Raw genomic sequence first — 12,227 nt, 5'->3', positions numbered from 1 at the left:
GCGGTATGGTCATGGCGGGATCGCACTTCGACGAAACATACACCCGATTGCTCTCAGCTGATTTCGATCGCGAGGGAGCGACTGGAAACCCGTACAGAATCCTGGTGTGCACCACGCCAAGAACGGCTGGTCACACCTATTGCCAGGTCATGCGGGATTTCGGATTTGGCTTGCCGACCGAATATTTCCAGTGGCAATTCGCGATACCGCTCATGCGGCGCTGGGCTGGAGACGACACATTCGACGTCCCGGCGCTCGATCGCTCGGCGTCTTCCTACGGAAAGCATCTTCTGATGCGGCGCTCGGTCGACGGCGTGTTCGCGGCCAAGCTATTCTTCGGCAATCTTGACTTCGCCCGGCGCTCGATCGGTGAGGACGATGCAAGCTCCTTCTATGTATTCCTGTCCCGCCGGAACAAGGTCGATCAGACGGTCAGCCTGCTTTCGATGCTGCATACCGGTCAGCCATTCGATGGCTGCGAAACGCTGCCTGGTGTGCCTATGTTGAGAACGATAAGTCAGAAAGCGGTTATCGACACCGTGCGACATATCGCGGACTCCGAGGCAAAGTGGCGGAGTTACCTTTCGACCATTGACGTGACGAGGGTTGCTCATGTGGCCTACGAGGACTTTGTCGCCAGTCCCCACGACAATGTGAAGGCGACAATGCGAAACTGGTTTCCAGCCCGCAATCTGCGCAATGACGCCGCCGCTCCCAATGGCCGCTACAGCAACGACGCATCGGTAAAGTCGATTATCGCAAGACAGTTCGGAGGCTTGATCCGTCAACTTTGGCGCGACATGCCTGGCGAGGCGGGGCAAAGCCGATCAGCGCCTTGATACGTTGACGGCCATGCCGGCCGCCGGGCGCAGCGCCAGCGCGTAGTCGAAGCGGATAATGTCATCGAGGCGGGCGAACGCGAATTGACGCACCACCGCGCGAACCGCCTGGTCCACCTCAAGTCGGCCCAGGCGCGCGCCTCCGCACATACGCGGTCCGGTCAGGAAGGGAATGAAGGCTCGGCGGTCGAAACTGTTGTTGATGAACTCCTTGCGGCTGGCATCGAACGTCCTCGGATTTTCCCAGAATTCGGGATGCTGGTGCACTCCGACGACGGACAGCATGATAAGTTGCCCGGCTCGCAGCGGCGAGCCGTCCAGAACTGCATCGGTGCTCACTTCGCGGGTCAGGAACGGTATAGGTGGGAAATAGCGCATCGTCTCGTTGATGAAGCAGTCAGTAAACGGCGTCTGTGCTTTGTTGCCAGTGATCTCTTCGTGGATACGCTCCTGCACCTGCTGGTTGGCGCCGAGCCTGTCGATCACCCACTGGACTGTCGTGACGGTGGTTTCGACGCCGGCGAACAGATTCATCACGAATTCTTCGATCGGGGAGAAGCTGTCGATCCCGGCGGCCTTTTCGGAGAAACGGTCCATTTCGGCGGCCACTCGCGGATCCGCCGTCAGTTGCGAACCGAAGTCCGCGATGACTGCGCGGGCGTCGTGGATCGCGCTGTCCCTTTCGGCGCTGGTTGGCGTGACCCAGGAATAATACTGCAGGTGTCGCAATACCTCACGGACGCGGTCGAGAAGTGCCGCCGTCGGTCGAGCTTCCGCGACAAGTCCGAAGGCCTGATAGAAAATGGTCATGGCGCCGGTGAAAAGCGCCTGGTGGATGCCTGCGAGGGACGTCTCGCAATCGGCAAGGCCGCCGCTGAATATATCCGACACGCTTTGCTCATGAGCGGGCTTGGCCGCCGCGAGATAGCGATCCTGGGTGATGGCACGTCTTGTCGCCCATTCCTCGTCATTGGTGTTGAAGCGGCTGAAGCCAAGCGCCGAAATTAGCGAGAAGTTCTTCCGGAACAGCGCAGGCGCCTTGACGATCTTGTCGACGCTCTCCGGATGGTCAAATACGACGAGGTTGCCGATCTCCTTGGCACTGGTTGTTGGTCCGTCATCCTGCCCGCTCCGCGCGAATAGGTTGTAGACGAGATTGTTGAGCATGCCTTCAATTTGCGCTGGATCGCTCACCCTACCTCCATGTCTGAACGCCCGACGACCTCGTTATCCGTTCAGCGCGATGTCCGTTATTGTTGCAAAAGTGCGACAGTGGCGCCGCAAAGTCGTTGGCATTCGGCCGCGGCAATATGCGTTTATAAACTTGTCTGCAATAACAACGCGGCTGGAATCTGGGTGGGGACTTTAATGCATTCTCAGGGCAAGGGTAAATTTTTGGCTACGGTGGCGGCGTCGGCTGCCTCCGTGACGGCAATAGGCGTGGGCTCGGCTCAAGCCACCGAGGCGCAGCCTCCGGATCAGACTGCCATCGATTCGCGCGTCAAGCTCGCATTTGAAGGCGCGTATTTTTGGAACAATATCCACAACGACGACAAGCTTAGCAGCGATAAGCTGGGCAACAGCAACGGCGATATCTCCGGATCGGTGGCGCTGACCAAGCAGATTTCTCCGGACCTGGATTGGCGCCTCGCCGGCGCCTTCCATGTCGGCAAGGACCGGTCAGCCCTCGTCGACGAGTTTCCCGTGACGAACCCTGCCGGCTTCGTTACTGCGACTTACGGCGACGGCTATAGCTTCCAGGCTTTCGATTTTGACATCGGCAAGCACGTTAAGGTGCAACAGGCCGATATCCGTTTCTTCGGCGGCCTGCGGCTGGTGCATTCCGACGAAACATTGGGTGAGATTTCCGAAAAGTTTACCCCCACCAATCCTGCCGACAAAGGCATATCTGCTGACAAGATCGGTACGGCCGAGTACTGGGGTATCGGTCCGCGCGTTGGTGCGGAAGCTTACTATCCGGTCGGCGAGAACTGGGGCCTGACGGGCTCGGCTTCGGGCGCAGTCATGTGGGGTCGCCGCACCGAGCGTTCTGGTTTCAATGTCTCGACCACAAACCCTGTCCAACACTTTTCCGAAACGGTGGCCAGTCAGGGCTCGAATGAAACGGTCTCAAACCTCGACGCATCGCTCGGCCTGAGCTGGACGCCGATCGCAAACACTACCTTCACCGCTGGTTACAAGATCGAAGCGTGGCACAATCTGCTTGTGAACGCGGACCACAAGAATCAGGTGTTCCAAGGTCCGTTCCTGCGCCTCGAAGTTAAAATGTAATCACGGCGGCCGGTCAGGGTGACTTCGAAGACAGGTTTCGAGTCCAGGTTCGCAGCGAACGGAAATGTCAAACTGCACTATGTCGCGGCGGGCTCAGGCCCGCCGCTTCTTTTCCTGCACGGCTTTCCCGACCATGGTCTTGGCTGGCGCCGGCAGATGGAAGCTCTGTGTAAAACCTTCACAGTACTGGCGCCGGATTTGCGCGGCTTCGGGCTGAGCGACGCACCAATAGGGCATGCTCAGTACACGCTGCTGCCGCACTTGGTCGAGGACGTGCTATCCATCCTTGTGGCGGAACAACTCTCTCAGGTCTCGGTCATCGGTCATGACTGGGGTGGCACCATAGCATGGTGGCTGGCTATGCGCGTTCCACAGGCGGTGCGCCATCTGGTCATTCTTTCAACCCCCCATCCGCGCAATTACCTGCGTGCCATCGCGGATCCGGGCAACGCCCGATATTTCGCCTATATGCGCGCCTTCCAGGAGGCGGGCGCGGCCGCCATGCCGGCGCCAGTTGAGCTGGCCGGATGGGTTGCCGACGAGGGTGACAGGCAGGCGCTCGCAGAGTCGCTCGGGCGTTCTGATCCGGAAGTAATGCTAGGCTATTACAGAGCCAACATTCCGCTCGGCAGGGTGCCTGATATCGGTCAGCTACCCTTGGTCAAGGCGCCGACTTTGGTGATGTTCGGCACCCACGATCCCTATGTTCCATCGGGCGCCTATGACGGCACCTTCCGTGAAGTGGACAACGTCGCTTCGCTGGTGGCCATATCCGGCGCAGGTCACTTTATCCACCATCAGGCTGCTGGCTTCGTCACCCGCGAGATCGAAACCTGGGTGTCGCGGCCGCCATCTAGCTTTCGAGCGTTTTGATATCCGATTGAAGGCTCGGCGAGGTCGTCGCCGCGGCCGGCGTCAGCGTCGCACGGCATCGAAGGCGCTGAACGGGCAGGGCGGATGACGGCGGAGACTCGCGAGCGCATCCGCGAGACGGCGCGGCTGCGGGGCTTCGGCCGAACAGCCTGGCGCGGAGCCTGTTGCGAAAACGCCCCTTCACCGTCGGACTGCCCACCAACGATACCCGTGGCCGCTTCTCGCTGCCGCTGACGGCCGGGGTTTCGGATGCGCCGGTCGACAAAGGGACAACGTCGGCGGCATGCGTGGCCAACATCAAAGCGACGGCCGAAACGGCGCCCAAGGGGGCGATGCGGAGGGCTCTTTAGACCTCGGATAGGTTTTGCCGGTATCTATCGGCAAAAAGGAGCTGGAAAGTCATGACCGAGATCTGGCGCTCACTCCTGGGCAATCTTGCCCTCGTCTCGATCCTGGTCGTCGCCTGGGACCTCGTGGCGGATTTCACCGGGCGCCTGCCGCGGTTGATACAGTCGCTGATTCTGGGCGCGGTCATGTGCGCGGGTTCGATCATTTCCATGGCGACCGCACTCAACGTCTCCGGCTTCGTGATCGACCTGCGTGCCGCCTTTATCGCCGCGGCCGCCTTCTTCGGTGGATGGCCGGCAATGTTCATCGCAACCGCCGGCTCCATTGCCTATCGCGTCTATCTGGGCGGGCAGGGCGCGAATGTCGGGGTCATGAGCATCCTGATCACGGCGATCGTCGGGTTGGCATGGCATCACGTCGTCGCGGTCCGCTCGCGCACCATGCTCGACATACTCGGCCTTGGCGTCACGGTGGCGCTCGCCGGGCTGATCACGCTTGTGGTCATCCCGCAGCAGATCCTCGCCGGCTTCGTCCAGCAGAGCACGCTTCCGTCCCTGGTGTTCCGCTTCCTCGGCACCTTCATCATCGGCGTGCTGCTCGACCGGCAGCAGCGGCGCCGCGATCTCGCCATGTCCAACATGATCTACCGCGCCATGGTCCGCGAGCTGCCGGATTGCCTCAATGTGAAGGATGCCGCCGGCCGCTTTGTCGTGGCAAACCCTGCCACCGCCGAAATGATGCGCGCCGCCTCGGCCGAGGACCTTATCGGCAAGACGGATTTCGATTTCTATCCGAAGGATGTGGCCGAGCGCTTCAGGCAGAATGAAATGGGCGCGCTGGAGACCGGGCAGACGTCGCGCATCGATCAGCAAGCGCTTTTCCTCGACGGCAGCCAGGGCTGGCTCTACACATTGAAGGCACCCTTTCGCGACGAGACCGGCAAGATCGTCGGCGTCATCACCTACAACCGCGACATCACCGAGCAGAAGCGGAACGCCCAGCTCAAGAACGACTTCATCTCCACGGTCAGCCACGAATTGCGCACGCCGCTGACGTCGATCCGCGGCTCGCTCGGCCTGATCGCGGCGGGCGTCGCTGGCGAATTGCCGCCAAAGGCCGCCAATCTCGTCAACATCGCCCACAACAACAGCGAGAGGCTGGTTCTTCTCATCAACGACATCCTCGACATGGAGAAGATCGAATCGGGCGTCATCAGCTTCAAGATCAGGCAGATGCCGGTACGGCCGGTCCTGGAGCAATCCATTGCCGCCAGCTCCAACTATATGGCCGAGAGCAGGATCCGCATCGTCCTGGTCGACGATGCGCCACGCGCCGAGGCCAATATCGACCCAGACCGCCTGCACCAGGTGATGGCGAATCTTCTGTCGAACGCGATCAAGTTCTCCAATCACGGCGGCGCCGTGATGGTGAAGCTGCAGCGCCGCGACAGCGGTATGCTGCGCATCTCCGTGATCGACCAGGGCGCGGGCATTCCCGAAGCATTCCGCAGCCGCATATTCGGCAAGTTCGAGCAGGCCGATGCCTCCAGCACGCGCAGGAAGGGCGGCACGGGCCTCGGCCTGAGCATCGTCAAGACCATCGTCGAAAAGCTGGGCGGCGCCGTTTCCTTCGAGACGGAGGAAGGCAAGGGAACCTCGTTTCACGTCGATCTTGCCGAAGCGCAAAGGCAGGCCGAGAAGCCTGTTCTGGTCGAGCGCCGGTCGCGTAAGCGCGACGGCCGGCTGCGTGTCCTGATTTGCGAGGACGAGCCCGATGTCGCCACGGTGATCGCAGCACTTCTCGACGCCGAAGGCTTTTCCAGCGACGTCGCCCCCGACATCGACACCGCCAAGGCGCTGCTTGGCTCGCGCGATTATGTGGCGCTGACGCTCGACATCAAGCTGGCGGGGGAATCCGGCATCAAGCTCTTCCACGACATCAGGGCATCGCCGGTGAATTCCGACATTGCGGTCATCGTCATCTCGGCCGTCGCCGACGAAGCCAGGCGCTCGCTGAACGGTGCCGCGGTCGGCATCGTCGACTGGCTGGAGAAGCCGGTGGATTCGAAACGGCTGCACGCCGCTCTCGCCAAGATCGTCGGCCGCAGGGTCGAGCCGAAACCGCAAATCCTGCATGTCGAGGATGACGAGGGCGTGCTTGCGGTGATGTCGGAGGGGCTGGGTTCGGGTGTCTCGATCACCTCGGCGAAAACGCTCAAGGACGCGCAGCATGCGATCGCCAACCGTCGTTTCGATCTTGTCATCCTGGACATCGCTCTCCCCGACGGATCGGGATTGGACCTGCTGACCGACCTGCCGCTCGAGACCGGGGTCATCGTGTTTTCCGCGGCGGAACTGGACGACAAGCTGGGTGATCGCGTGCAGGCGATCATGACCAAGACCAAGGCGTCGGAGATCGATGTCGCAAAGCTGGTCAGGAACATGCTGGTTGCGACCCGCGACGCCTCCGCGCAAGCCAGGGAGTGACCTTCATGCCGGCAAGGATCCTTTATGTCGACGACGAGGACGACATCCGCGAGATCGCGCAGATGTCGCTCGAGCTCGAGCCGGAATTCGAGGTGCGGTCCTGCGCTTCGGGCGCGGCGGCGCTGGTCGATGCGGCGGCATGGCAACCCGACCTCATCCTGCTCGACGTGATGATGCCGGACATGGACGGGCCGGAGACGCTGAAGCGCCTGGCCGAATCGCAGCCGACGGCGACGATACCCGTGGTGTTCATCACGGCGCGCACCCAGACGCACGAGGTCGAGCGCTATCTCGCCATGGGAGCGGTGGGCGTCATCGCCAAGCCCTTCGACCCGCTGGCGCTCGCCGGCGACGTGAAGCGGCTGCTTGCGTCGCGCGCCGACGGCCCCGCGGCCTAGCGCGTTTCACCGTTTCACGGAAACGGTGAAACGCACTATCTCCTTGTTTTTGAAGCAATTCCGGACGGAAGGCTAGGGCGAAGTCGACGAGCCTAACCGCTCGCACTTTTCCTGGAATTGCTCTGGCCGCGAGAGCGCCTGCGGCGGCGAGAAGCCTGTCGGCAAGCGCCGGCCTGGTGTTTACGCCTCCTATACCATGCGCCGATATTCATCTACTGATTGCATCGAAATGCGGCCGTCGCGAATCGGTCTATCTATGATCGGGCGGCATTGGTCGGCGCGGGCGACTGCGCGGGCATTATTTCATGGACCGCGTTGGCGGATGTCGGTTCATGGATTGGCTACTCCGGGGGGCACGAGGCGTAAACCGGAGCAGGACTGGTGGATGGAGCGAAGGCAAGAATTCTGATCTGCGACGACGACCCCTTGTTGCTCGAGCTGATGGAATTCAGATTGAGGGCGAAGGGATACGAGGTCGTCAAGGCAGTCGACGGAGCGGAGGCGCTCGAGAAGGTGCAGCGGGACGCCCCTGACGTCGTCGTGCTCGACGCGATGATGCCGAAGGCCGACGGCCTGGAGGTGCTGGCACGCATCAAGGGCGACCCGGCTTTGTCTGACACGCCAGTGGTCATGCTGACGGCCCGCAAGGGCCAGAAGGACATTGTCTCGGCCCTGGACAAGGGCGCCGACGACTATCTGGTGAAGCCATTCATCCCCGAGGAACTGCTGGCCCGGCTCGCGCGGCTGATCGCGCGCAAGAGCGGGAAGCGCTGATGCGGCATGGCCGGCGCTTGGGCCTTGCCGCATGCCTGATACTGGCCGTCGCCGCCGCTCCGCAGGCGGCGCTGGCGCAGACTGTCGACGAGCTCTACGCATCCGCCGTCAAGGCGAGGCAAGCGCAGCATTTCGACGAGGCCGCCGACCTGCTCAAGCGCGCACTGGCGCTCAAGCCCGACAATGCCGACGCGCTGGTCCAGCTTGGCTTCGTCGAGCTCGGCCGCAACGACCTCGCGGCGGCGCGTGACGCCTTTTCCAAGGCGCTTTCGGTTGCCCCGACTTACTGGGATGCCAGCTTCGGCATGGCCGAGGTCGAGTTCCGCTCCGGCAATCTGGACACAGCGCTGCCGCTCGCCGAGCAGGTCGCGCAGGCCGACTCGGGCAATGCGGACGCCGCGGCGCTTGTCGAGAACATCCGCAAGGCGAAGCAGGCCAGCAAGCCGAAACCGGCCGCCGCGTCCCCGGCGGCGGCGAAGAAACCGCATCGCCGGCCCGATCCCGTCGCTGTCCAGTTGGAAGAGGGCAGGCGCCTGCGCCAGGCAGGCAAGCTGCCCCAGGCGGAGGCGGTCTATCGCCGCGCCCTCAAGCTGTCGCCGAAAAACACCGACGTCCTCGTCGAGCTTGGCCTTGTCGTCGGCTCCAGCCAGCGCTTCGACGAAGCCGGGCAGTTCTTCGACCGGGCTTTGGCCATCAAGCCCGGCCTTCTCGATGCGCGTCTGGGCAAGGTGCGCCTGGCGATCTGGCAGGGCGACACGCCCCGCGCCCGCGCTCTGATCGACGAGGCGCTGGCGAGCGCGCCGGACAATGTCGAGGCGCTCGACCTCGACGGCAGGGTCGCGCTGCTCGAAGGCGACCACAAGCGGGCCGGGCAGTCGTTCCAGCGCGCGCTGGCGCTCGAGCCGAAGAATGCCGAGGCGCTGGTGGGTATCGGCGACGTGCGCCGCGCCGAGGGCGATGACGAGGCCGCGCGGCAGGCTTACAGCCAGGCGCTCGCCATCGAGCCGGGTTCCGCCGACATCGAGCAAAGGCTGGCCGTGCCGCCGCCGCGCAAATGGCGGCTCGACATCGGCAGCGAGGTGAGCGATCTCACCAATGGTCTCGGCGACTGGACCGACAGCTCGGCCGGTCTCGCCTATCGGCTGTCGCCGCGCACGACGATTTCCGGCCACACCCGGCTGGCGACCCGTTTCGGCCACACCGACGTCCAGCTCGAGGGCCGCATCGACCAGGCCTTCACGCCGGCCTTCTCCGCCTATGCGCTCGCGGCAGTGACGCCGGATGCCGACTTCCTGGCGCGCTATTCGGTCGGCGCCGGCGCGTCCTGGCAGGTCGTGGCGCCGGCAAGGGCGTTCGGCCCGCTCTCGCTCAACATCGATGCCCGCTACGATAACTTTGCCGACACCAGCGTCACCAGCATCCAGCCCTGGATCCAGGGCTACATCCTCGACGGCCGGCTGGGGCTGTCGGCCCGCTGGGTGCATGCTGAGGACGATAGCGGCACGCGCGCGGACGGCTATGTGCTGCGCGCCGATCTTGCGGCGACGCCGCGCTTCAACGTCTTCGCCGGCTATGCCGACGCCCCCGAGATCGACGACGGCGCATTGATCCCGACGCGCACCGTCTTCGGCGGCATTTCCTTCGACGTCAGCGATCCGCTGACGCTGCGCGCCAGCGTCGCGCATGAGGAACGCCCGACCTTCGACCGCAACATATTCGGCCTCGGCCTGACGGCGCGGTTCTGACCATGTGGTATATCTGGGACCTCTCGATACTGCTCAGCGCCCTTTCCCTGGTGATCATGCTGTTCCTGATCGCACGGCGCTTGCTGCAGGAGCGCCGGGGCAGGGCGACGGCCGAGCAGCGGCGCCAGGTTCTGACCGCGCTGATCGCCTTCACCGAGAACCGCGATCGCGAGGCCCTGAAGACGGTGGTGCTCGCCGTGCCGGCCGGCGTGGCGATCGACGCCGGCTTCGAGTTCATTGCGCTGCTGCGCGGCGAGGAGAGGGACGACGTGCTTGTCGCCTTCAACGAATGCGGCCTGCCGGCCCGTGTCGCCAGGCAGCTGCGCAAAGGCAACATCGCCGAACGCATCCACGCGGCCGAGATGCTGGCCTCGCTGGGTTCGGACGATGCGTCGGCACACCTGCTTGCAGCGCTCACCCAGGACCGCTCGCGCGAAGTCCGGATCGCGGCGGCCATTGCGCTTTGCGATCTCGGCAGCCTGCCGCTGCTCGGCACCGCGCTGGACTTCATCGGCGTGGCGGGGCAGCGCTCGCGGCGGCTGGTCGAGCTGTTCAGGCGCTTCCCGCGCTCGCGCTTCAACGAGCTTGCGGTCCATGCGTCGCGCGTCGACGCCTCGCCCTTCATCCGGGCGGCCGCGATCGACGCGCTGGCCCGCGCCGGCGGCTTCGGCTTCGCCGAATTCTTCGCCGGCCTCGCCGGCGATGCCTCGCCCGAGGTTGCCGCCGCCGCGCTGCGGGCGCTCGGCCTCACCGGGCACGCCCAGGCGCCGGCCATCCTCAAGCGCGCCATGGAAAATGGCGACTGGGACGTGCGCGCCGCCGCCGCCGAATCCGCGGGCCGGCTCGGCCTGCCCGAGCTCGCGGCGCCGCTCACCACGCTGCTGGACGACGAAGTGTGGACCGTGCGCTATGCCGCCGCCAACGCGCTGCGCTCGTTCGGCCAGCCGGGAGAGCGGCTGCTGCGCGAGATTGCTTCCCACGAGGTCTCGCGCAGCCAGCGCACCGCCTCGCTCATCCTTGCCGAGGGACCGGCCCTATGATCGCCGACTGGAGCCACGAGGTCGTTCTCGCCGCCACCATCCTGTCCTGGTTCATCATCGGGGCAGGGCTGGCGCAGACGACGATCTACCTGCTGCAGCTCGTCGTCGCCGGCTACGCGCTGTCCGAGCGACCGCCGGTGGCGCGCTCGGCGCTGCTGTGGCAGCGCTATGGCGACGTCGCGCCGCCGATCGCGCTTCTGGTGCCGGCCTATAACGAGGCGCTGAACGTGGTCGAGAGCGTGCATTCGATGCTGGCGCTCGAATATCCGAATTTCGAGGTGGTCGTCATCAATGACGGCTCGAAGGACAACACGCTGCAACTGCTGATCGAAGCTTTCAAGCTGGTGAAGTTCCACCGCCCCTATGAGGAGGCGCTGGCGCACCAGCCGATCCGCGGCCTCTATTCCTCGCCGATGACCGAGCGGCTGTTCGTGGTCGACAAGGAGAACGGCGGCAAGGCCGATGCCCAGAACGCCGGCATCAATGTCTGCCGCGCGCCGCTCTTCTGCGTCATCGACGGCGATTCCATCCTCGAGCCCGACGCGCTGATGCGCGCCGCCCAACCCTTCATCGACGACCCCGAGCGCACCATCGCCGTGGGCGGCACGATCCGCATCGCCAACGGTTCGCGGATCGAGGCGGGCAGGGTGCGCGAGATCCATTTGCCGCGCCGCCTGCTGCCCTTGTTCCAGGTGGTCGAATATCTGCGCGCCTTCCTGATGGCGAGGCTCGCCTGGAGCAGCATCAACACGCTGATGCTGGTGTCCGGCGCCTTCGGCATGTTCCGACGCGCCGAAGCGGTTGCGGTGGGCGGCTTCACCAAGGGCTCGATGGGCGAGGACCTCGACATCGTCATCAAGCTGCACCGCCATATGCGCGATACGAAGCGCAAATACCGCATCCAGTTCATTCCCGAGCCGGTGTGCTGGACCGAGGCGCCCGAAACGCTGAGCGTGCTCGCCCGCCAGCGCTCGCGCTGGCAGCGCGGCGCGCTCGAATGCTTCTTCCGCTACCGCTCGATGCTGTTCAACCCGCGCTATGGCCGCGTCGGCTTCCTCGGCTTCGGCCATATCCTGGTCGTCGACGTGCTGGGACCGGTGGCCGAGGTGCTGGGCTATATCCTGATCCCGGCCTTCTGGCTGCTCGGCATCCTGTCGGCCGAGTATCTGCTCGCCTTCACCGCGCTCATCTTCACCTATGGCGTCTGCGTCAGCGTCTGCTCGCTGATCCTCGAGGAGGCCGAGCTGCAGCGCTTCCCCCGCGCCAGGGACCTCGCCGTGCTGACGGCCGCCGCCGTGATCGAGAATTTCGGCTACCGCCAGCTCAACAATTTCTGGCGCGTCAAAGGCTGGTGGCAATTTTTACGCGGCAACCAGGGCTGGGGCGAGATGACCAGGACCGGCCTCGGCGGCGCCAAGAAATAAGCGCGGCC

General features: G+C 64.1%; 10 protein-coding genes and 1 pseudogene. 10 read left to right on the top strand and 1 reads right to left on the bottom strand.

Features of this window, described 5'->3' with window-relative positions; translation table 11 throughout:
- Positions 1-11: 11 nt before the first annotated feature.
- A complete protein-coding gene (locus AC0YKC_RS05865; protein ID WP_488510462.1) occupies positions 12-839 on the top strand; it encodes a Stf0 family sulfotransferase in 828 nt (275 codons plus the stop codon).
- On the opposite strand, the gene AC0YKC_RS05860 is transcribed toward AC0YKC_RS05865, so the two are convergent.
- Positions 828-2,033: a cytochrome P450 gene (locus tag AC0YKC_RS05860; RefSeq protein WP_488510461.1), complete on the bottom strand. Its 1,206-nt coding sequence runs from the start codon at positions 2,031-2,033 to the stop codon at positions 828-830. The genes AC0YKC_RS05865 and AC0YKC_RS05860 overlap by 12 nt on opposite strands.
- A 174-nt stretch (positions 2,034-2,207) precedes the next feature.
- Between AC0YKC_RS05860 and AC0YKC_RS05855 the strand changes: the two genes are divergently transcribed.
- The 9 genes and pseudogenes from AC0YKC_RS05855 to AC0YKC_RS05815 all read left to right on the top strand — a co-directional run bounded on the left by AC0YKC_RS05855 (position 2,208) and on the right by AC0YKC_RS05815 (position 12,219).
- Positions 2,208-3,131 (top strand): Lpg1974 family pore-forming outer membrane protein, encoded by a 924-nt coding sequence (locus AC0YKC_RS05855; protein WP_488510460.1) that lies wholly within the window; start codon positions 2,208-2,210, stop codon positions 3,129-3,131.
- 18 nt (positions 3,132-3,149) lie between these two features.
- Positions 3,150-4,004 carry an alpha/beta fold hydrolase gene (locus tag AC0YKC_RS05850; RefSeq protein WP_488510459.1) on the top strand — a complete coding sequence of 285 codons (855 nt, stop codon included), beginning with the start codon at positions 3,150-3,152 and terminating at the stop codon, positions 4,002-4,004.
- Positions 4,005-4,024: 20 nt separating this feature from the next.
- A pseudogene (locus AC0YKC_RS05845) lies at positions 4,025-4,291 on the top strand (LacI family DNA-binding transcriptional regulator); the annotation flags it as partial.
- A gap of 114 nt (positions 4,292-4,405) precedes the next feature.
- The gene (locus tag AC0YKC_RS05840) at positions 4,406-6,838 is read left to right on the top strand and encodes a hybrid sensor histidine kinase/response regulator (protein WP_488510458.1); all 2,433 of its coding nucleotides are present in this window, start codon (positions 4,406-4,408) and stop codon (positions 6,836-6,838) included.
- 5 nt (positions 6,839-6,843) lie between these two features.
- The gene (locus tag AC0YKC_RS05835) at positions 6,844-7,236 is read left to right on the top strand and encodes a response regulator (protein WP_488510456.1); all 393 of its coding nucleotides are present in this window, start codon (positions 6,844-6,846) and stop codon (positions 7,234-7,236) included.
- Between the two features lie 381 nt (positions 7,237-7,617).
- Complete coding sequence (locus AC0YKC_RS05830) at positions 7,618-8,010, top strand: response regulator transcription factor (RefSeq protein ID WP_320297444.1); 393 nt, start codon at positions 7,618-7,620, stop codon at positions 8,008-8,010.
- Positions 8,010-9,755, top strand: a complete 1,746-nt coding sequence (locus tag AC0YKC_RS05825) for a YaiO family outer membrane beta-barrel protein (RefSeq protein WP_488510455.1) — start codon at positions 8,010-8,012, stop codon at positions 9,753-9,755. Before AC0YKC_RS05830 ends, AC0YKC_RS05825 begins: the two co-directional genes overlap by 1 nt.
- A 2-nt stretch (positions 9,756-9,757) precedes the next feature.
- The gene (locus AC0YKC_RS05820) at positions 9,758-10,795 is read left to right on the top strand and encodes a HEAT repeat domain-containing protein (RefSeq protein ID WP_488510454.1); all 1,038 of its coding nucleotides are present in this window, start codon (positions 9,758-9,760) and stop codon (positions 10,793-10,795) included.
- On the top strand, positions 10,792-12,219 hold the full coding sequence (locus AC0YKC_RS05815) for a glycosyltransferase family 2 protein (RefSeq protein WP_320297441.1): 1,428 nt from the start codon (positions 10,792-10,794) through the stop codon (positions 12,217-12,219). Before AC0YKC_RS05820 ends, AC0YKC_RS05815 begins: the two co-directional genes overlap by 4 nt.
- The last annotated feature ends 8 nt before the right edge of the window (positions 12,220-12,227 follow it).

The organism is Mesorhizobium sp. CNPSo 4661 (genome assembly GCF_057784215.1).
The sequence above is the reverse complement of the archived record's forward strand: the minus strand, read 5'-3'. Positions and strand labels throughout refer to the sequence as shown.

Bases quoted from the DNA above. Each gene is read 5' to 3' on its own strand.
- AC0YKC_RS05855 (WP_488510460.1), top strand. From the start codon at position 2,208: ATGCATTCTCAGGGCAAGGGTAAATTTTTGGCTACGGTGGCGGCGTCG.
- AC0YKC_RS05865 (WP_488510462.1), top strand. From the start codon at position 12: ATGGCGGGATCGCACTTCGACGAAACATACACCCGATTGCTCTCAGCT.
- AC0YKC_RS05825 (WP_488510455.1), top strand. From the start codon at position 8,010: ATGCGGCATGGCCGGCGCTTGGGCCTTGCCGCATGCCTGATACTGGCC.
- AC0YKC_RS05815 (WP_320297441.1), top strand. From the start codon at position 10,792: ATGATCGCCGACTGGAGCCACGAGGTCGTTCTCGCCGCCACCATCCTG.
- AC0YKC_RS05840 (WP_488510458.1), top strand. From the start codon at position 4,406: ATGACCGAGATCTGGCGCTCACTCCTGGGCAATCTTGCCCTCGTCTCG.
- AC0YKC_RS05820 (WP_488510454.1), top strand. From the start codon at position 9,758: ATGTGGTATATCTGGGACCTCTCGATACTGCTCAGCGCCCTTTCCCTG.
- AC0YKC_RS05835 (WP_488510456.1), top strand. From the start codon at position 6,844: ATGCCGGCAAGGATCCTTTATGTCGACGACGAGGACGACATCCGCGAG.